13 protein-coding genes and 1 pseudogene are annotated in these 20,417 nt (G+C 54.9%); 7 read left to right on the forward strand and 7 right to left on the reverse strand.

All coding sequences use genetic code 11. The annotated features are described in order from the left end of the window. Nucleotides 1-545: 545 nt before the first annotated feature. Complete coding sequence (locus tag IEV00_RS10865; RefSeq protein WP_188360396.1) at nt 546-1,178, reverse strand: superoxide dismutase; 633 nt, start codon at nt 1,176-1,178, stop codon at nt 546-548. Nucleotides 1,179-1,381: 203 nt separating this feature from the next. Here IEV00_RS10865 and IEV00_RS10870 point away from each other — a divergent pair, with 203 nt between their 5' ends. From IEV00_RS10870 to IEV00_RS10880, 3 genes are read left to right on the forward strand one after another with little or no spacing between them, the layout of a single operon-like run. Beyond that, the gene (locus IEV00_RS10870) at nt 1,382-1,858 is read left to right on the forward strand and encodes a carboxymuconolactone decarboxylase family protein (RefSeq protein WP_188360397.1); all 477 of its coding nucleotides are present in this window, start codon (nt 1,382-1,384) and stop codon (nt 1,856-1,858) included. 15 nt (nt 1,859-1,873) lie between these two features. Further along, nucleotides 1,874-2,971 carry a pirin family protein gene (locus tag IEV00_RS10875; protein WP_188360398.1) on the forward strand — a complete coding sequence of 366 codons (1,098 nt, stop codon included), beginning with the start codon at nt 1,874-1,876 and terminating at the stop codon, nt 2,969-2,971. 25 nt (nt 2,972-2,996) lie between these two features. Continuing rightward, nucleotides 2,997-3,368: a GNAT family N-acetyltransferase gene (locus IEV00_RS10880; RefSeq protein WP_188360399.1), complete on the forward strand. Its 372-nt coding sequence runs from the start codon at nt 2,997-2,999 to the stop codon at nt 3,366-3,368. 9 nt (nt 3,369-3,377) lie between these two features. Here IEV00_RS10880 and IEV00_RS10885 read toward each other — a convergent pair. Next, nucleotides 3,378-4,811, reverse strand: a pseudogene (locus tag IEV00_RS10885) (amino acid permease). Nucleotides 4,812-4,885: 74 nt separating this feature from the next. Here IEV00_RS10885 and mmuM point away from each other — a divergent pair. Then, nucleotides 4,886-5,821 (forward strand): homocysteine S-methyltransferase, encoded by a 936-nt coding sequence (gene mmuM / locus IEV00_RS10890; protein ID WP_188360400.1) that lies wholly within the window; start codon nt 4,886-4,888, stop codon nt 5,819-5,821. Between the two features lie 746 nt (nt 5,822-6,567). Here mmuM and IEV00_RS11285 read toward each other — a convergent pair. From IEV00_RS11285 to IEV00_RS10910, 4 genes are all read right to left on the reverse strand, one after another. Then, the gene (locus tag IEV00_RS11285) at nt 6,568-7,029 is read right to left on the reverse strand and encodes a transposase family protein (protein ID WP_188360435.1); all 462 of its coding nucleotides are present in this window, start codon (nt 7,027-7,029) and stop codon (nt 6,568-6,570) included. Between the two features lie 1,129 nt (nt 7,030-8,158). Continuing rightward, the gene (locus tag IEV00_RS10900; protein ID WP_188360401.1) at nt 8,159-11,386 is read right to left on the reverse strand and encodes an RHS repeat-associated core domain-containing protein; all 3,228 of its coding nucleotides are present in this window, start codon (nt 11,384-11,386) and stop codon (nt 8,159-8,161) included. Between the two features lie 229 nt (nt 11,387-11,615). Continuing rightward, entirely contained in the window at nt 11,616-12,008 is a 393-nt protein-coding gene (locus IEV00_RS10905; RefSeq protein WP_188360402.1) for an S-layer homology domain-containing protein, read from the reverse strand. 617 nt (nt 12,009-12,625) lie between these two features. Next, on the reverse strand, nt 12,626-13,192 hold the full coding sequence (locus IEV00_RS10910) for a MarR family winged helix-turn-helix transcriptional regulator (RefSeq protein ID WP_229723204.1): 567 nt from the start codon (nt 13,190-13,192) through the stop codon (nt 12,626-12,628). 308 nt (nt 13,193-13,500) lie between these two features. Here IEV00_RS10910 and nhaA (IEV00_RS10915) point away from each other — a divergent pair, with 308 nt between their 5' ends. The 3 genes from nhaA (IEV00_RS10915) (at nt 13,501) to IEV00_RS10925 (ending at nt 18,328) form a co-directional block, all read left to right on the forward strand. Then, nucleotides 13,501-14,868 (forward strand): Na+/H+ antiporter NhaA, encoded by a 1,368-nt coding sequence (gene nhaA, locus IEV00_RS10915; protein ID WP_188360403.1) that lies wholly within the window; start codon nt 13,501-13,503, stop codon nt 14,866-14,868. Nucleotides 14,869-15,118: 250 nt separating this feature from the next. Next, complete coding sequence (gene nhaA, locus IEV00_RS10920) at nt 15,119-16,528, forward strand: Na+/H+ antiporter NhaA (RefSeq protein ID WP_188360404.1); 1,410 nt, start codon at nt 15,119-15,121, stop codon at nt 16,526-16,528. A 264-nt stretch (nt 16,529-16,792) separates the two neighbouring features. Beyond that, on the forward strand, nt 16,793-18,328 hold the full coding sequence (locus IEV00_RS10925) for an alanine/glycine:cation symporter family protein (protein ID WP_188360405.1): 1,536 nt from the start codon (nt 16,793-16,795) through the stop codon (nt 18,326-18,328). A gap of 76 nt (nt 18,329-18,404) precedes the next feature. On the opposite strand, the gene IEV00_RS10930 is transcribed toward IEV00_RS10925, so the two are convergent. Next, on the reverse strand, nt 18,405-20,192 hold the full coding sequence (locus IEV00_RS10930; protein ID WP_188360406.1) for a GH25 family lysozyme: 1,788 nt from the start codon (nt 20,190-20,192) through the stop codon (nt 18,405-18,407). Nucleotides 20,193-20,417: the final 225 nt, after the last annotated feature.

Consider the following 20,417-nt stretch of genomic DNA (forward strand, 5'->3'; position numbering starts at 1 on the left):
TCGGGAGAGATTTATTGGTGGGCCTGGTGTATAGATCGCTACTACAGCAATCACTATGCCTGGTTATTCAGCCTTCTATGCATAGTTTTATTATTTTTCAGATACTTATACCGCCGCTAAAGCTGGTCTTGAGCAAGCCTCACAAGCTAACCTCAACCCTCCGCCACCCAAAATACAATATCTGCGGTATAGTATTCGGGTTTTAAGCTGAATCAGGCTTTTGGTACACGTAGATTCCCGCTGGGTTCCTCAAGGTACAAGCCTGGTCCCTAAGTACAAGACAATACTTGTACCTGGGGACTTTGCTTGTACCCTAGGGGCGCGGTAAGAAGAAACTTGTACCTTATCGTCACCGAGCTTTCCCGAGAAGCCATTTATATACCGAAAATCGGAGAAAAACGGTCTAAAAATGGCCTTTCGGCGATTAAGGCAGACTACACAACTGCCTTGTTTCATCAAGTCGCCGCTTCATAACCAAAAAGCCGCCGCTCCCACACGGGGAACGGCGGCTTCTCTCAAACCTCTGAGGGTCTTATACCGGGGGCTTATGCCTCGGGGATAATCAGGCCCTTGGTCTGGGAAACAGCGCGGTCAAAGCGCTCAGCAACATCTGCCCAGTTGACGATGTTCCAGAAAGCCTTAACGTAGTCGCCCTTGACGTTCTGGTAGTCCAGGTAGAAGGCGTGCTCCCACATATCCAGCTGCAGAACGGGAATCAGGCCAACGGAGATGTTGCCCTGCTGATCGTAGAGCTGCTCGATCACCAGGCGCTTACCCACGGTGTCCCAAGCCAGAATTGCCCAGCCGGAGCCCTGAATGGTGGTAGCAACGTTGGTGAAGTGGTCACGGAAACCGTCGAAGGAACCGAAGAACTCGTCAATTGCTGCTGCCAGCTCACCGGTGGGCTTGTCGCCGCCCTCGGGAGACAGGTTCTTCCAGAAAACCGAGTGGTTGGTGTGGCCACCCAGGTTGAATGCAAGATCCTTAGACAGCTTGCCTACGTTAGCGAAATCGCCCTTGGCGCGTGCTTCTTCGAGCTTCTCCAGAGCGGTGTTAGCGCCTGCTACATAGGTTGCATGGTGCTTATCGTGGTGCAGCTCCATAATGCGAGCCGAGATGTGGGGCTCAAGTGCTGCGTAATCGTACGGGAGATCGGGGAGAACATACTTCTCTGCCATGAGGAGTCACCTTTCTATCTATATAAATAACTTCCAAAACCTCAGTATACGCACTATAAATAGTGTTGTCTGTATCATGCTAAGAACTTTTACCGGCTGTTCAGCTAAGGGAAAACACCGGAATAAGCCCTCCCAAAATAGTTGACGCATGAAATACTTTGCAGACACCCCTAGAGTAGCCGATGAAGGTATAGATTGAGACCATGACAGACTCCCAGCGCCAAGACCCCCTGCACTTTTATCTGGATAAGAGCGACCCCTCCGCCTGGAAGGCCGTGGGGGCCCTCTCGACTGCCGCCAAGGCATCAGCCCAGGCAGCAGGCCTCAGCGACCAGCTGATTGAGCTGGTCTTTCTTCGTGTCTCGCAGATTAATGGTTGCTCCTACTGCCTCAACGTTCATTCCAAGCGGGCAACCCGGGCAGGAGTTAACGCCCAGCGCCAGGCCCTGCTGGCAGCCTGGGAAGAAACCGATGTCTATACCGATCAGGAGAAGGCGGCGCTCTATCTTGCGGAGACCGTGACCGAGCTACCCGCCAAAGACGAGCGCGATTTTGCCCAGCTCTTCACCCACGGCGCCCTTACCGACGAGCAGTACGGCGCTGTGCAGTGGCTCGCCATTGTTATGAACGTGACCAACCGTATTTCCATCATGTCCAACCACCCGGTCAAGCACGACTAATCCTAGGAGCAGACTATGAGCAACACCGACCCCCGCGATACCGAGCGGTCTAATCCCTCGTCTAACGGACTTTCCAACGGAGTAACCGTTCACTCCACCGAGAAGGGCCCGGTTGAAATTCTGGAACCGCGCGAGGTTCCCCTGGGCGGCCCCCGCGCCATGACCGTGCATCGGTCTCTTCCCCAGAAGGCACGCTCGCTCGTTGGCGCCTGGTGCTTTCTCGATGCTTACGGCCCCGACCGGGTTTCCGACAGTGGTGGCATGAAGGTTGCCCGCCACCCCCACACCGGCCTGGCCACCGTCTCCTGGCTGTTTGAGGGAAACATTGACCACATTGATTCTGCCGGTAACTGGGCTACCGTGCGCCCGGGCTGGGTGAACCTGATGAATGCCGGCAAAGGTATTACCCATTCGGAATATTCTTCTGACACCACCGAGGTGCTACACGGTCTTCAGCTCTGGTACGCCCTGCCCGATGAGCACCGCTTCGGTGAACCCCGCCTGGATTCCTACCTGCCGCCGCTGATTGAGGGCGAGGGCTACACCGCCCGCGTCTTCCTCGGCTCCCTGCTCGGTTCTACCTCCCCGGTGGAGACCCACATTCCGCTCACCGGCGCAGAGTTCCGCCTTGACGCCGGCGCCACCCTGGAAATTCCCGTGCCCGAGGACCACGAGCACGGCATTATTCAGGTGACGGGTTCTATCTCCCTCGACGGGGTTGAGGTTCCCGAAAATGCCATTGGCGTTGCCCCCACCGGCCGCAGCGCACTCACCCTAACCGCCGGCAGCGAGCCGGTGACCGCCGTCCTCATCGGTGGCGAACCCCTGGGCGAGCAAATCGTGATGTGGTGGAACTTCGTGGGCCGCACCCACGAGGAAGTCGAGCTCTGGCGCAAGCGTTACATGCAGGAGATGGGCTTTGACCCCGCTGACGAAAACTCCCCCGCTCCCACCGGCGAGACCGTGGGCGAGGTTCTGCCGACCGAGCTGCTGGGTGAGTCTTATCAGGACGACGACACCGCCTACCCGCAGTTCGGCGAGTTTCCGCCCAACCAGCCCACGCCCATTCCCGCTCCCCAGCTTCCCAATGCCCGCCTGAGATTGCGCGGCTAAAAGTATTCCCAGAAAGGAAAATACAATGTCACCCACCGTTGATGCACCGGAAGTACGCGTAGGTGAAGCCGAGGGTCACTCGGCCTACCTGCTCTTTGCCGATGACTCGGGCGAGCCGGCAGGCTTCACCCTCTTTTTCCCTTATGACGAGGACGGCGAGGCCCAGCGTATCTTCCCCCACACCGTGGTCAAAGATGAGTTTGGCGGGCACGGCCTAGCATCCGTGCTGGTCAAAGAAGCGCTGGACGCCTCTATCGCAGAGGGCTTCACCATCGTGGCCCTGTGCCCCTACATCAAAACCTGGCTCAAGAAGCACCCCGACTACGCCCAGCACACCGTTGAGCCCAACCGGGGCCACATTGATACGGTCTCGCAGGCGGTCAAGTCCTCCCGCTAGCCAAGCCGACTAGCTCCGCGGCGTCGTCCTCTTCTTCGCCAGCACCAGGTAGTAGACCAGGTAGCAGAGGCCCACAAAGGGCACGGTGTAGAAGAGGGCGGGGCGCTGGGTGGGGTCGAAAACAATGAGCAGGCAGGAAAGCGCCGACATGATGAGCGCTGCCCAGGAAAGCCAGGGGTAGCCGGGGGCGCGATAGGCGAGATCCTCAAGCCGGTTTCCGGCGGCGAGGTAGCGGCGGCGGAAGACGATGTGGCTAGCGGCAATAGAAACCCACACCAGCACCACAGCAAGACCGGAAATAGAAACCAGCACCATGTAGACGGTCTCGGCGGCAATTACGCTGGAGAGCAGGGCAAAAAGCCCGCCCACCATACAGATGCACATGGCCAGGAAAGGCACTCCCGACTTATTGACCCGGGCAATGCGGGCGGGAATCATGCCCTCGTTGGCGAGAGATCACAACATGCGGGTTGAGGCATAAAGGCCGGAGTTAGCCGCCGATAAAATGGCGGTGAGAATAACGAAATTCATGATGTCTGCGGCATAGGGAATGCCGATTTTCTCAAAGACAATCACAAAGGGAGAGGCATCTACGCCGGCTTCTTTGTAAGGAATCAAAGAGGCCATCACGATAATCGCCCCAATAAAGAAAATCACCAGGCGCCAGAGGGTGCCGTGGATTGCCCGGGGAACGGTCTTTTCAGGGTCCCCCGCTTCACCGGCGGCAATACCAATGAGTTCGGTACCCGAGAAGGCAAAGTTCACCGCCAGCATCACGGTAAAGACGGCGCCGAAGCCGTTGGGAAAGAGGCCATCTTCAAAAAGGTGGGTGAAGCCGGGCGCTGGCTCTGTAGAACCGGAGCCGCCCAGGGGAATAGCGCCGAACATGGCCAGGGCACCCAAAATAATGAAAACAATAATCGCCGCTACCTTAATGAGGGCCAGCCAGGATTCGGTTTCGGCAAAGACCTTCACCGAGACCGCGTTGAGCAGGAAAATCAGCACGATAAAGGCGGCGCTCCAGATCCACACAGGGGTGTTGGGAAACCACTGCTGCATGATAATTCCCGAGGCCGTGAACTCTGAGCCCAGCGCGATAGTCCAGGTGAGCCAGTAGAGCACCGCCACGGTAAAGCCGGTGCCCGGCCCCAGAAACTTGGTGGCGTAGACGTGGAAGGAGCCTGTCCAGGGCATAGCCACCGAGAGCTCTGCCAGGCACATCATCACCAGGTAGACGATGAGTGCGCCCACCGCGTAGGCAAGCACGGTTCCGAAGGGGCCCGCCTGGTTGATGGTGTAGCCAGAACTTAGAAACAGGCCGGTGCCGATAACCCCGCCCAGGGAGAGCATGAGCATGTGGCGGCTGCTCATCTTGCGTTCGAGGTGCTGCGTTTTTTCGCCGGTCTCGGGCGCCGCCCCGATACCCTGCCCTGTCTCTTTCATTGGATTCTTTCTTTTCGCCGGTCAACCGGTGGGCTATGGTAATTTCAACGATTTGGTACGAGAAAGAGGTTGTTATGGTGCAGTCGCTCAGCGGGCTACTTGAGGCAGTGGAGCACCCGATTATTGACGGCGCGATGGCCACAGAACTTGAGAAACTTGGCGTGGATACGGCTCAAGAGCTCTGGTCTGCGGCGGCATTGCTCAATCAGCCCGAGGCGATTGCTGCTGTTCACCGCTCCTATTTTGAGGCCGGTGCCCACGTGGCAACCACCAACACGTACCAGGCAAATATAGCCGCTTTTGAAGCGCGGGGCCTTACCGCCGCCCAAAGTGCGGACCTTATTAAGAGGGCGGTTCACATTGCTGTTGAGGTGCGTAATAATTTTGCTGCTTCTGTGCAGGACGGCGCTCCGCGGCTGGTTGCCGGATCGGTGGGGCCCTACGGTGCCTACCTGGCAGACGGGTCAGAGTACACCGGTGCCTACCGACTCACCGATGCTGAGTTTCGGGATTTCCACCGCCAGCGTCTAGCCCTGATGCTTGAGGCTGGCGCTGACTTTCTAGCCCTAGAGACCATGCCCTCTGGCCCCGAGGTGCTGGCCCTGCTGGGCTTGCTTGCCGATGAATTCCCGGAGTCTGAAGCCTGGCTTTCGCTGTCTCTGGAAGATTCAGAACACCTACGAGACGGCACTTCTTTAGTGGCTCTGGCCGATGCAATCAACGCCAGCCAGCAGGTGAAGGCGGTGGGGCTGAACTGCACTGCCTTGGAAAACGTGGCTCCGGCGCTAGCTGTTTTGGGAGGCCTTGTGGATAAACCCCTGCTGGTCTACCCCAACTCCGGCGAAATTTATCATGCAGATACTAAAACCTGGTCTGCTGCACCGCAGTCTCAGAGCTTCGGGGCTTTGGTGCCCGACTGGATTGAGAAAGGGGCGGTGCTGGTGGGCGGCTGCTGCCGCACCACCCCGGCAGACATCTCTGAAATCGCCTCGGCGGTGGCCGACGGCTAGCCACCTGTGGGTTAAGTGCACAGAGTTTTCCACAGGAGTGGAAAACTCTGTGGAATATTCGAACATAGATCCCATCTCTTGGCTCACAGACCTGAAATCTCGGTAAATATAAGCCGAAAAGCATTCGAACACCCTCGAAAAGTCTTCGAAAATCACAGCTGTGTAAGTAATCCACACTGTGGATAAAGCCTGTGGAAAAAGGCCTTAAAACCCCCGCTTTAAGGGGAAAACCGGGTGTGGAATCCACAGTCTCCCGCAAAAGAGAGCCCATTCCACAGTTTTAAGTGGAAATTGTTCACAGACTTATCCACAGGTGTGGAAAAACCCACCCACACCCACAGAAACCTACCCTGCGTGGCGCAGGAATCGAGCGCCGTCCAGCAAGAAAACACTACAAACCGACAAAATTCCGTAGAAAATACCCAACCTGCCCGGTTTTTTCTTAAGGCTCACACCGCTGTAATCACAGCCGTGTAAGTTTTCCACGCTGTGGATAAATCCTGTGGAAAAGGGGTTATGCGCCAATGGGAAGAGTAATGTCCACCTGCCACTTATCCTCCACCCGGCCAGAAGAGAAAGTGCCGCCTAAGAGCTCACACCTCTCTCGAAGACCCGCCAGCCCATAGCCCATGCTCAGGTATTCTTTGCGATGCGGGGTCTCCCCCACTGCGTTTTGGCAGGTAATACGAAACAGTGTGCTCTCAACGAGGAGAGAGACATTCACCGGCTGGCCTGGCCCACCGTGCTTAATCACGTTGAGGTTTATTCATAAGGTGCCCCAACCACCCAAAAAAAATCAGCCCCCGCCCCACAGAAAACACTCTCTTATACAAGCTCAAAAGTCGCCTGAACCCAGTAAGCAGAATACGCCAAGTCTTGATCTGAGCAATGCCCCGCTCAACCACCGACCTCAACCGATTCAGCACCCGATTATTCTTCTTCTGCTCACACCCCAGTCGTTGCCCAGGCTTACGCAGGGTCGGGGCAGCCAGCCCTAAGCCCGCATATCCTTTATCAGCCAGAGTCGAAGAGTCTAGCAAACGGTCAAGACCGTGAGCACGGAAGACATGAGCATCATGCCTAGCCCCAGGAAGCGGTCCAGTGATGGCCGAAAGCTTTCCATCAAGGGTGCAGATGACCTGGTAGGTAAGGCCAGTACGCCTGTGCTTGCCTAAGAAATTTGCTTTCCTAGTGAACTCCAGCTCCAGGTGGGTACAAGCGTTCCGTCAATGACCAGGGGCCCGGGTGCTTCCAGGCTCTTTTTCAAGGGCTGCTCCAGGGACTTGAGGGTCTTTTCAAGGCCTTGCTCGTGGTGCTAATGATCCGGGAAATGGTGGGCTGAGAGACCCCAGCAAGGTGGGCTAGGGTTTCTTAGGTGATGTTTTGTCGGTAGCTGAGCAGGGTGACTTTCAGGGCTTGAGCCAGGGTAAGCCTGCGGGGTTTCTCAGCTGGTTTGACCCAGGTGAGGTGGTTGGTCAAGACTGTCAGTAGCGTGGCGAATCGCATGGGGTGAGCCCGGTTGTACGCTGGTGCGGCAACGGTCTTTCCAGTATGGCTTGAGGTTATTTGCAGTGATTTAATCCTCTTATTTTTGCCGCTGGTGAGGTTGGGATGTGCCCCCTTATGAATAATCCTCATTACATTTCGTTAAATAAACCTGTGATTCCAATATTCGGCACACCCTAGCATCCTCTACAAAAATATCTAATAAATTCATAATTATTCACCGATTAGCATCTGTATACGCATACACACATCGATTAATATTCGCTGGATGAAACGGAAGGAATCAAACACATCACGAGAAACAACCGTCCTCCCAACATGCGTACTACAAGAGGGAATGGAGCCCCCTATATAAGGACGGCCCACTCGCTCTAGAAAAATTTACTTATTTTTCCCATAAAAATCTTTATTCAGCTTTATAATCAGCAGAAATGACAATAAAAAGACCACCCCGAAAACTACTACGCTAGATATTAAAATAGCCCTATTATCACCGAATAAAAATCCTATAACTATTGACGCGATAGCCACCAACCATAAAGGTACCAGATACTTAATATTTTTAGAATTCATCTACTTGCCACCAAATCCTAAGAAAGATTCAACCACGAAGAATACCCCGACTAACGAAAATAGAACTGCAGTTCCTATGTAGAATAGCTTATCGGAAAATGTCCCTGGAGGCACTCCCGGTAAAGTGTAGATGTTAGGATTACCAATTCTGTTTTTGTAATTTTTTATTCTATAAATAGTAACCGACAGACCAATCACTATAAATAATAGTCCTATTATAAGTACAGCTTGTCCCATAATTCTTTATCATTCCTAAAATTAACCCATGATTGGTATGCTAAGTCCAGCACCAATACTGCACCCGGCACCTATTCCCGCTACACCACCTATTGATGCTGAGCTACCACCTGCGTCATCCATGCTTCCCTCAACGTATCCACCGAGCCCATAGGCAGCTGAGCACCCTACGCCCTGCTCAATTTTAGTGTCCTCTCTAGTACCATCAAAGGATTCATCGGTGATACCAAATTTAAGATTGGCATCAGCTTCGAAGCCAGCTCCCGCTCCAATATTTAAATCAGCATGATCCTCATTAAAAGTGGTTCCAAATGAAACACAGAATCCAAAGCATCCTTCTAAAGATACTTCAAATGCATCTCGACCTACCGGGTCAAAATTATTCACTGGATCGGCACCGGCATATGCATAACGATTAGCATTCACCGGATCAAACGGAGCATCCAACGAATCCTGCTGCGTCCATACACCCTGATTAGGATCATAGAAACGAACACCAAAGAGATAACGCCCCGTACCACGACGATCCACCATGCCAAAACGATAACGGAACGGATCAAACACATCACGAGAAACAACCGTTGTCTTCTCATCACGAGCGCCATAAGGATCAAACTCTTTATATGTCGAGGTTGTACCGTCATCTTTCACCAAACGAATATCAGAATCCACCGGATCAGAAATATACATATGCACACTCTTCTTATCCGTATCACGTAAGAACAACGGATTGCCCGTCACCGGATCGTGCTCTACAAAAGCAGTAGCACCCTCATGGCGGATCTTCTCCACCATCGGATTACCATAACGATCATTCAAACCGTGGGTATATACAAAGGTTCCCTCTTTCGAGGACTGCTGAGCAATCAACTGCTTCTGGCTCATCCCAGCAAAAGTATTCGTCGTAGTATTCGACCCATCTTTCAAAGCTGAGCCCACATTTTGATTTACCGTGTTATAGGTCAGATTAGTCTGATCAGAAGAAATCAGGTTGCCATCAGCGTCATATTTCCAGTTATCACTGGTCACCTGATTCTGCGCATTGAAAGTATCACCATCAGTAATGACCTGGCCATCGCCCTTGGTTTGTACGGTCTTGATTTTATTACCACGCACATCATAGGTGTACTCATACTTACCCTCCGGGCTACCGGGAGTATTCACCGTCAGCAAATGCCCCGCTTTATCATAAGTATAGGATGTGACGAACCCATTACCGGCGGTAGGGTTAGCGGTATACATCGCTTGAATCTTGTCCACAGCATTCGTTGCATCCATCGGGCATGAACGAGGATCAACACCAGGCACATAACAATACTTCTTCTCAGATAGGGTTACCGCGCCATCAGGATTCTGCGGTGTCACAGGTGCTTCTTTAGCTTTTTGGATTTTCTCGCCAATCAAATTACCGGAGCGATCATAATCAGAATGCTTCCACACTTCCCAATTCTGCGCACCAGTATTAGCATCAGCCCCATACCAGGTATCCGTGCGACGTCCACGATCATCGGTGGCGAACTTAATCGTCTTTTTCACACCTGATTCCGTGTAGTCCACGCTATCGAGTGTGCCACCTGCGGTGTAGTTGTAATTATTCGTCAAACCGTCCAAGGTTTTAGCAATCAGCTTGCCCTCACGGTCATACTTATAATCAATCTTAGTCGTCTGCGCAGCCTCACTGCCAACAGCAGCCTGCCAAACAGATTGAGAGATTACCTCACCACGAGTGCTGTAAGTGAAAGTAGTTCTCTGAGTAGAAACGCCCTTAGAACGGCTAGCCACCGAAGTCACTCGTCCCAAAGCATCATACGTCGTATCCTGCACAGCATCAGCCGCAGTAGAGCCCTTAGGGTAAGAGGCAACCTTAGTGACCAAAGAAGTATTGCCTTCATAGGTGTATTTGATAACACCACCACGGCCCGTAGTCTTAGAAGTCAATCGCCCCAAGTCATCATAAGTATAGGACTCAGCGGTCAGTGAGCCACCCTTGGCTGGAATTACCTTACTCAGCAACCCATCAGCGGTGTACTCGTACTTGGTAGAGTTGCCCACGTTGCCAGGAGCTGTCGCGTAAGCTGGGGTACCATTGGGGTTGTACCCTACTTCAGCGGTTGCGGCCAGTGCGTTCGTTGATTTAGCTAAGGCACCAGATGCTGCATAGGTATAGGTACTTTTGTTCCCGCGAGCATCGGTAGATGATGAGGGTGAGTACTTTGTATTATCAGTTTTATTCGCGTAATCAAAACTGCTCTTCTCACCGTTAGGACCGATAGCAGAAGTGAGTGAATTACTGTTATTAGCCCCGTAGCTGTAGGTCTCGGTACCAGCTGTTGCGCCTATACCAGAAGTATAAGAGCCAATATTAAGCTGCGGAGTGTAAGTTGCTGACTGAGTGCGGCCATCAGCATCCACAATAGAGGAAACCCTCTTATCACTAGGGTTGAGGTTATAGGTAATATGCGCACCCGTTGCTACCGCTACCCCAGCATTAGTGTTAGCACCAGCCACCAATGTCTTGGTGCCATCAGTGTAATCAAAACGAGTAATCGCCTCAGTGGTCGGTGCCTCGGCAGTACCGGGGATTGCGATCTTCACCACGCGGTTCTTGGAGTCATAACTGATTTTAGTGTAGCCGCCGCCTGCAGTGGAAACCTTAGAAATGCGACCGGCAGCATCATATTCAATAGTGGTTTTCAAACCACGTGGATTAGTTAAAGAAACATACTTACCGTTAGCGCTATCCAGCTTCCAGGAAAGTCGTAACTTATCTTTAGTGGCACCAGAGCCAATCGTATCGGTGATAAGACCAACACTATCTGGGGTAGTTCCTGGAATCATGAAAGCATTGCGTGCCGCAGCTGGACCTTGCCAACCAGTTTGCTGCGATGGCAGGCCATCGGCATTGGTGAGACTGGTTTCGTTGCCGTTACGATCAACTACCTTCTGCGGGTAACCGTCCAAGCTGAAGTAGGTAGTTGATGCCGCGTCCCAGGTCAGTAGCTGGTAACCGTCGGTTACTTTCTTCAGGCTGTAGCGTTTACCAGCTGGCGCGGTGTACATACCTGGTGTGGTCGCATTCGGTGTGAAGACGACACGTTCACCGCTGGAATTTACGAAGACGATATTAGCGTTTTCAGTGAAAAGGTTACCAGCGCCTAGTGCTGCGATACGCCAGTTATTACGAGTACCGGTGCCGGTGGTTAGCGGGGTGAGCGAGTTGTGGGTGAAGGCAATGCCATCTACATTCATGCTGGTATTTAAGTTACCGGTGCCTACATCCAGGGAGCCGGTGATTCCTGCGCCTAGTGGGATGCTCAGGTTGGTTGCTGAGGTGCGCGGTGCCCGGTGAGGTTATTTTCTTTGGCTTGGGTCGAGACAGGTAGCTCTGTAGCCAAGGCCGGTGAGGTGGACAGTGGGCTACAGATCAGCCCTAGGGTCAGGAGCGCGGTGACTGCTGTGGTTGTTTTGTGGTTCATATCTAAAATCCAAAAATCTGGTGGTATCGGTAGAGGAAGGCGCACACGGCGTAGCGTTCAATGGGTTCAAGTGGCTTGTAAGTGCCATCGTTCCAGCCTGTAGCGATTTTCATATCGCGTAACCAACAGATTTCTTTGTAGAACTCTGTGGTCGGTGAGGTATCAACAAAGTATTGGGCAAAAGTTTGTCTGTCGATGATAGCATCCGGGCGGAAGGTGCCATCAGGGTATCCCGGTAGCAGTGTTTTGTTGATGGCCCAGGTCATTTCTGTGTAGAACAGGGTTCCTGGTTTGATATCGCTATAGGTGGTTAACGCGGTGGATGGGGGCGCGGAAAGTGTGAGTCCTAGCGCCGCTAGCAGTGCTGCGGCGAGGGTAGCTCTGCGTGTGAGCATAGTGGTTTCTTTCTTATTGAAGTGTTGTGGAATACAACGCTTCTTAAGACTACCCTTATTTAGAATAATCTCAGGTTCAACACAGTAAAAACTCAGTCTTGTGAAGCAATAACTAAATTGTTACGCCCTTTAACTTCAATTTTACTAGGCGAAACTAGCCCACTCCTGTAATCGCTTTCTACGTCTTATCACCAAATAACCGGAGGATCCAGGAATGCAATGTGAATGGAAAATGCAACCTATGAACTTTACATTGGTATGTACTGAGGATTGTTCAAAAGTAGGCACACACCCCAACCCCACCAACTAGACAACGGCCCCACCAAGGGCGGCAACCTAGAGGATAAATCTTCACAAATATTCTCAAGCTGCACCAGGAAGAACCGTTGCACCACCAGCGTACAACCCGTTACCTTTTAAGAGCGGTACACAGTCAACATCAAACCAGGTAACGGGGTAGCTAGCCCCAGGCCCACATAACCTTTATTAGCAAGCGTCGAAGAATGCAGAAGCTCATCTAGCCCATGAGCCCTGAAAGCATAGGCATCATGCCTAGCCCCAGGTAACGGGCGCACCCCCACCAAACCTTATTTCTTCCCCTAAGGGAATTCATACCCCTAGTCAGCTGTCTTCTCGGCCTGGGCGGTCTTCGGCTCTACATTATCGAGCACGGTCACGTTGGAGAGGTTGATAATGTCTGAGGGCTTCGCACCCAGAATTGCCTCACCAATCTTGGCCAGCTGGCGTACGTGGCGAAGATTCAGGCGGTCGAAGATTTGACGGCGCACCTCGCAGACATGCCCCGGAGCAGCGGCGCGCACCTTTTCCAGTCCGGCCGGCAGAAGATGACAAACCGACACGCGGCGATCCTTCTCCCAGATAGAACGCTCGACCAGGTTGTCTTTCTCAAGGCGAGTAACCACCCGGGAGAGTCGGGGCAACAGGGTGTTGGTCTGGCGCGCCAGCTCCGTCATGGTCAGCGCATGCTCGGCAGACTCAGAGAGCATAGCCAGCACCATGTACTCCACAAAACTCATATCAGAGTCGCGCTGGAGCTGATTCTCCAGCTGACCGGGCAGGTTAAACATAATCGACGAGAGGAAGAGCCAGCCCTCTCTCTCCTCTTCGCTCAGCCAGGGAACCTCATCGTGAGATACTGCCTTTTCCTGACCTTCTTCTGCCACGGTTTACCTCCGGTTCACTTGACGTGTAAATAGTTTCTGCCTTGATACCAGTCTAATACGGCTTATCTGAGATTGGGATGTACTTTTTAGCCGATGAGGTAAGAATCTCTGTGACATACGGCGTTAATCTTGCGTCGCACTTACGCGACACCACCCCTAGATACTAAGCCTTGCTTATGGTAGGGTTGCTTTCTTGACGAGCGCGGGAAGTTCCGCACGCACGTCTCTGGTGTGCCGGGAAGTCTGGTCGGCCTGCCGCGAAAAACTCGCCGCAGAAGAAAGTACTCGACGTTCTGACCGGGAGAACCATGTCTTCAGAGAACACCAACGCCACGCTCTCGCGGGGCACCTACAAGGAATCTCAGCGCATCTCCGAGATTCTGCGCAAGGAATCAGTGGGCGGCTTTGTACTGCTGGGTGCCACTGTTCTGGCTCTCATTCTGGCCAATAGCCCCGCAGCTGACTTCTATTTCAACCTGCGTGATACCCACCTGGGTAAAGACATCGGAGACTTCCACCTGGATCTCTCCCTGGCCCACTGGGCAGCAGACGGCCTACTGGCGGTCTTCTTCTTCATGGCCGGCCTAGAGCTTAAAAAAGAATTCGTAGTGGGCGATCTGCGTAACCCCTCCAAGGCCCTGGTGCCCGTGGTTGCAGCAGCCGGCGGTGTAGCGGTTCCCGCCATCATCTACACCCTCATCAACCTCAACGGTAGCGCCGAAGCACTCGGCGGCTGGGCAATCCCCGCCGCAACCGACATTGCCTTCGCGGTCGCCGTCCTCGCGGTGATCGGCACCCACCTGCCCTCAGCGCTGCGCATCTTCCTGCTGACCCTGGCGGTGGTCGATGACCTCATCGCGATTGTTATCATCGCCCTCTTCTACACCACCGAACTGAAGATCTCCTACCTGCTGATCTCCATCGTCCCCATTCTGATTTACGCCTTTATCGCGCGTAAGGGCGAGACCACCTTCCACCTGAAGCCCCTGGCCTCCTGGCTGATTCTGCTACCCATCGGCTTCATCGTCTGGGCGCTCTTCCTGAACTCGGGTATTCACGCCACCATCGCCGGTGTGGTGCTGGCTTTCATGATTCCTGTCAAGCACAACAAGCGCACCGAGCAGGCGGGTGCCCACCACGGCCTGGCCGAGCACATGGAACACATGGTTCGCCCCTTCTCCGCGGGCTTCTGCGTGCCCGTGTTCGCCTTCTTCTCAGCAGGCGTGGCAATTGGCGGCTGGTCGGGCTTCACCGAAGCGGTCTCCCAGCCCATCGCCCTGGGCATTATCGTTGCGCTGGTGGGTGGCAAGATGATCGGTATCTTCGGCTCCACATGGCTGGTCACCCGCTTCCGCGGTGCCAACCTTGACTCCGACATCAAGTGGATTGACGTGCTGGGCCTGTCTGCCCTGGCCGGTATCGGCTTCACTGTCTCCCTGCTGATTGCCGAACTCTCCTTCGGCGTGGGCTCCGACTACAACGACTACTCCAAGATTGCTATTCTCTCCGCCTCGGTACTGGCGGCGGTGCTCGGCTCCATTATTCTGGGCTCCCGCAACCGCTACTACAAGAAGCTCGGCGAGAAGGAAAGCCTGGACGAAAACCAGGACGGCATTCCCGATGTCTACTCGGACGACGGCTCGGGAATCGGCGGTGCCTCGGTGCGGGCAAACTAGGCGGAAGGACGGCGCAACGGGCGGGCCTTAACACATCGTCGCCCAGCCGCCCAGCGCCGTCCACTATATAAAAAAGAATAATCAGCCTACATGCTCAGACCGCTGATTTTCAGTACAGTGGAAAGAAAGCCTCCGACGGCCGCGTTCGACAGCGCCCCTGCTTCACAACGCAAGAGCTCCTAGAGACGTAGCCACGTGACCGCCGCGGGTTCAGTACACTATTCCAACCTGAAAGGTCACGCGCGCGAGTATGACTGAGACTAAGCCCGTGCCTAACGGCACCGACCCCCAGAAGAAGGCTAGCCAGAATAACACCGCCTTTTCCCGCGGTACCTATTCTGAGTACTCCCGCATTTCCGAGATTCTGCGCAAAGAATCTCTGGGTGGCTTCATACTGCTAGCTGCCACTGCGCTGGCTATTATTCTCTCGAACTCCCCACTGTCAGATACCTACTTTGGTGTGCGCGATACCGAGCTGGGCTTTGACATTCCCGGCTTCCACCACCTGGTGATGGCGGTCAATCACTGGGCTGCTGACGGCCTGCTGGTGGTCTTCTTCTTCCTCACCGGTTTGGAGCTGAAGAAAGAGTTCGTTATCGGTGACCTGCGGGATCCGGGCCGCGCCATTGTACCCATTGCCGCAGCCTTTGGCGGTGTGGCAGCGCCCGCCATTATCTTCTTTGCTATCAATGCCGGTCACGAGACCGCCGTGGGCGGCTGGGCGATTCCCACCGCTACCGACATTGCCTTTGCGGTGGCCGTGATTACCGCGGTGGGCCGCTACCTGCCCTCTGCCCTGCGTACCTTCTTGCTGACCCTGGCGGTGGTTGATGATCTCATTGCAATCTTCATCATCGCGATCTTCTACACCAGCGACTTCAAGCCCCTCTACCTGGGTCTGGCAATTATTCCGATTGTTCTCTACGCGGTGATTGCCCACAAGGGTGAAAAGTTCTTCCATCTCAACAAGTGGGGAGCCTGGGTTATTCTTCTGCCCCTGGGCATTATCACCTGGGCGCTCTTCCTCGAATCCGGTATTCACGCCACAATCTCCGGCGTGGTACTGGGCTTCTGCGTGCCGGTGATCTACAACAAGAAATCCAAGGCAGCCGGCGCAGATGCCGGCCTGGCCGAGGTACTGGAACATCGCCTGCGCCCGCTTTCCTCTTTGGTCTGCGTACCCCTCTTCGCCTTCTTCTCCGCCGGCGTGAACGTGGGCGGCTTCTCGGGCCTGGGCACCGCGCTCACCGACTCGGTGGCTATCGGCATTATCCTGGGCCTGGTAGTCGGCAAGACCGTGGGTATTACCCTCACCACCTGGTTGGTCACCCGCTTCCGCAAAGCCAATCTAGACCCCGATATTAAGTGGGTTGATGTTATCTGCATGGCCGTGACCGGCGGTATTGGTTTTACCGTCTCGCTACTGGTCGCCGAGCTCTCCTTCCCCGATGGCTCCCCCCACACCGAAGACGCCAAGATCGCTATTCTGGTGGGCTCCGTGACCGCGGCTGTCATCGGTGGTGTTTTGCTCTCTATCCGCAATAAGCACTACAAGAACATCTACCTCAAGGAAAACCTGGACGAAAACCAGGACGGCATTCCCGATGTCTACTCGGACGACGGCTCGGGAATCGGCGGTGCCTCGGTGCGGGCTAAGTAAAGGAAAGGACGGCGCGCCGCCGGCCCGCCCGTCGCTCCGCCCAGCGCCGTCCTCCTTTTTCGCTCCCCACCTTCGCGTGTCATTTACCTTAAGCACCTTCGCCAGGGTTTAGGCTTATTCTGATTTGTGTTGCACAAAAGCAACCCACACACTCTTGATCTGCCCGCCCCTGTCGGCGGGGCCCAGCACAGAAATCACCGATGAATCGCAGTTGATACGGTTCGAGCGGTATTTCTGTGCTCTTTTTTGGTAAAGGAGCATTGAATGGATGCTTTTCTCAGCGTCATTAACAGCATCAATGACGCCACTGCGGGTGCCTCAGAGGCTGTCGGTAATCTTGCCGGTAGTATCTGGGATATTTTCTGCATCTTTCTGGTGGCAGCAGGCCTCGCAATTACTTTCTTGACCCGCGGTGTACAGTTCCGCTCCATTAAAGAGATGTTCCGCGCCGTCGGCGAGCCCTCGGGCACCGAGGCAGACGGCCGCAAGGGCATTTCTTCTTTCCGCGCGTTTACCGTTTCGGCGGCGTCCCGCGTGGGTACCGGCAACATTGCCGGCGTGGCTATCGCGATTACCATGGGTGGCCCCGGCGCCGTCTTTTGGATGTGGGTGATTGCCGGTATTGGCGCGGCATCGGCTTTCGCCGAGTCTCTGCTGGGCCAGCTCTATAAGCAGAAGGGCAGGGATTCCTACATTGGTGGCCCCGCCTATTACATGAAGCACGGTCTGAGGGCTCACTGGATGGGCGTGCTCTTCGCCCTGCTGATTATCGTCACCTACGCCTTTGTTTTCGTGGCGGTGCAGACCAACGCGGTAGTTGAGGCTGCCGCTAACTCCTTCAGCGTGGACGTCGCCGACGGCGAGGGTATGGGCTTCCGCCTGATTCTGGGCCTGGTGATTATGCTCGTTGCCGCCGCCATCATCTTTGGTGGCGTGCGCGCTATTTCCTCGGTGACCGAGATTCTGGTGCCCGTGATGGCGGTGCTCTACCTGGTGCTGGGCCTGCTGGTAGTGGTGCTGAACCTGGGCGATGTTCCCCATGTGATCGCCATGATTTTTGAGGGTGCTCTGGGTATTCGCGAGTTTGCCGTGGGCGGCATTATGGGCGCTATTACCTGGGGTATGCGCCGCGGTGTGCTCTCCAACGAGGCGGGTATCGGTACCGCGCCCAACGCCGGTGCTACCGCTACCATCTCCCACCCCGCCAAGCAGGGTTTTGTGCAGGCTCTGGGCGTTTACTTTGATACCTGGCTGGTCTGCTCGATTACCGCTTTCATCGTGCTGCTCTCTGACCCCGCCTACGGCGACCGCGACAAGGGTGCCTCGCTGACCCAGGATGCCCTGGCGCTTCAGCTGGGTGACTGGGCGGTGCACTTCCTCACCGTAGCGATTATTCTCTTCGCTTTCTCCTCGGTGATTGGTAACTACTACTACGGCGAGTCCAACATGCGCTTTATGACCGAGAACAAGGTTGCGCTGACTGTCTACCGCGTGCTGGTGCTGGTTTTCATCATCTTCGGTTCAATTACCTCCCTCTCCCTGGTGTGGAACCTGGCAGATATTCTCAACGCTGCCATGGTGGTGCTGAACCTGGGCGCTGTGGGCCTGCTCATGCCCAAGGTGATGAAAGTGCTGAAAAACTACGAGGTGCAGTGCAAGGCTGGCCTGGAGCCCATCTTCAAGGCAACCGATATGCCCGAGATTAAAAACCTGGCTGCCTGGGACGGTACCGATGAGGTCTGCTCCCGCGATTTCTGGGAGAAAGTATCCCGGGAAAAGGCCGCTAAGAAAATAAAATAAACCGGCTTAAATAAAAATAGTGGCGGGGCGCTATCAAGCGCTCCGCCGCTATTTTTATATCGGGTTTGTTAGAGAATTAGGAAAGCCAAATTCCTCGGCTAGCAGACCAGTTAATGGTTTTTCCGTTCTCGAACTTCACGTAGTAGCTACCGTCGGCCCGGCGAATCTCGTCGGTTACTGGCAAACCGTAGGTGTTGATGTGCCCCCTGTTGATCCAGTAGGTGGAGATTGCTCCACCGCGATGGATGGTGTGGGTGCCGGTTCGGGCGCTCCAGTAGGCCGCGGTTACGTAGTTGCCCTTGCGGTAGTACTGCTTCCAGCCGTAGCCGTAGCGTTCTTCGTCAATAGCAGGGTAGCCCCACTTGAACTCGAAGCCCGCACGGGCGTAGGCGGAGCCCAGGGCACCGGTCCACTTAACGTGGTGGGAGCCGGTGGTGGGGCTCCAGTAGATGGTGCGAGAGTTAGAGAAGTTCTGCACGTAGCCGCCGTCAACACTGCGGAACTCGTTGCCGGTGGGGTAGCCGAAGACGCTCTGACCGCCGTGGGAGTAGTAGTAGGCGGCAATGCCGTTAACCACCTGATACTGCGAGGCGAGGCGGCGCTGTTCTTCCTGACGACGTCGCTCGGCCTCTGCCAGAGCACGCTGGGTGCTCACGGGCTTGTAGCCGGCGTTGGAGGCAAAGTTCTGCAGTTCGTTGTAGGTACCGTTGAAGACATTGGAGTCACCGGAGAAAGGCCCGGTTGAGGAGTACTGCCAGATGTCGTAGGTGGAGTAGCCCGAGGGCATAGCACCGGGCACAGTGTTGTAGGCCGCGATATGCAGGGGCAGGTGGTTGAGGTCGCTCATGCCACCCACGCAGTAGGTCCACCAGTTGGTGGTGGTGTAGACGGCGGGGTAGCGGCCGGTGAGCTTCTTGTAGGTCTCGGTAAAGTCCACAACCCAGCTGCGCAGCTGGCTGGGGCTCATGCTGTAGCAGGTGTTACCGAGCGCTGCATAGGGGTTGTACTCGATGTCGAGCAGGCCGGGCAGGGTCTTGCCGTCGGCGCTCCAGCCGCCGCCGTTAGCTACGAAGTAGCGGGCCTGGTCTGCACCCGATGAGGCGGTGGGAATTGCAAAGTGGTAGCCGCCGCGCTTCATGCCCACGCTAGTGGAGCCGATGTACTGACGGGAAAACTGGGGAGAGGTGTAGGTCATACCCTCGGTTGCCTTCACGTAGGCGAAGCGGGCGCCCTGGGAGTATTCTGCCGCCCAGTTGACGGTGGGCTGCCAGCCCGAGACGTCCATACCGAGCACGCCGGAGCCGGTGGGGCTGGTTGCTACGGTCTTGAAGGTGGCTGAGTGCTGGGCCAGGGCCGGGGTAACGGTCAGGCCGCGGTTGCCCTCGAGGGTTGCACCGGTGGTCGGCTCTGCCGCCTTAGCCAGGTTGCTGAGTCCGCGCAGCGGGTGCACGCGGTCAAAGCCGACGGAGGCTACCTTCTGGGACGAGGACGCCGCGGGGTTGACCTTGGCGGCTTCGGCAGGGGCTACTTTCTCAACATCGCTCACGACGTCAACGCCCTGCTTTGCCTGCTCAACCTCTTTCTCACCCAGTTCAAGGGATTCTTCGGAGAGGTTGTTGGTGTCTTTGAGCGGCTTAATACCCTGGCCCAGGGTTGCGCCCGGGTTGCCGTCGCCGTTGACCGGAGGAGCGGCGTCCAACTGCGGGTGGTTCAGCACGTCTTCTTCGGGGAGCAGTTCTTTGACCTGCTCGGTTTCCTGGCCGGTGGTGATCTGTGCAAGATCGTCTGCCGAGCCGGTGGTTTGCTCTGCTGAGTAGGCGGGTGCCAAAGAGCTAAATGCCAGAGCTACTGTCAGTGAAAGCACTGCCAGAGGCTTTGCGGGGGAGTATTTTGTTCTTTTCATGTGTGTATGTGTATAAAAATTTTTTCAGGGGCATTAATGGAGCAATAAAGTTGCTCTCGAAATATTTAATATAGGCCATTTGGGGGACATTTTGCCGATAAAAACCGGGCATAAAGAAAAATTTTTCCCCTCTCGCTAGGCAGTCTTCACGATAGCCACCGTCAATTCACTACCCGTTCATATATG

This window comes from Rothia aerolata, from assembly GCF_014635585.1.
Taxonomy (GTDB): domain Bacteria; phylum Actinomycetota; class Actinomycetes; order Actinomycetales; family Micrococcaceae; genus Rothia; species Rothia aerolata.

What these genes read in the sequence shown, in the direction of transcription:
- IEV00_RS10900 (WP_188360401.1), bottom strand. Translation starts at nt 11,386, where the DNA reads ATGAATGTAGATGGCATTGCCTTCACCCACAACTCGCTCACCCCGCTA.
- IEV00_RS10870 (WP_188360397.1), top strand. Translation starts at nt 1,382, where the DNA reads ATGACAGACTCCCAGCGCCAAGACCCCCTGCACTTTTATCTGGATAAG.
- nhaA (WP_188360404.1), top strand. Translation starts at nt 15,119, where the DNA reads ATGACTGAGACTAAGCCCGTGCCTAACGGCACCGACCCCCAGAAGAAG.
- IEV00_RS10880 (WP_188360399.1), top strand. Translation starts at nt 2,997, where the DNA reads ATGTCACCCACCGTTGATGCACCGGAAGTACGCGTAGGTGAAGCCGAG.
- nhaA (WP_188360403.1), top strand. Translation starts at nt 13,501, where the DNA reads ATGTCTTCAGAGAACACCAACGCCACGCTCTCGCGGGGCACCTACAAG.
- IEV00_RS10905 (WP_188360402.1), bottom strand. Translation starts at nt 12,008, where the DNA reads ATGCTCACACGCAGAGCTACCCTCGCCGCAGCACTGCTAGCGGCGCTA.
- IEV00_RS10875 (WP_188360398.1), top strand. Translation starts at nt 1,874, where the DNA reads ATGAGCAACACCGACCCCCGCGATACCGAGCGGTCTAATCCCTCGTCT.
- IEV00_RS10865 (WP_188360396.1), bottom strand. Translation starts at nt 1,178, where the DNA reads ATGGCAGAGAAGTATGTTCTCCCCGATCTCCCGTACGATTACGCAGCA.
- IEV00_RS10925 (WP_188360405.1), top strand. Translation starts at nt 16,793, where the DNA reads ATGGATGCTTTTCTCAGCGTCATTAACAGCATCAATGACGCCACTGCG.
- mmuM (WP_188360400.1), top strand. Translation starts at nt 4,886, where the DNA reads ATGGTGCAGTCGCTCAGCGGGCTACTTGAGGCAGTGGAGCACCCGATT.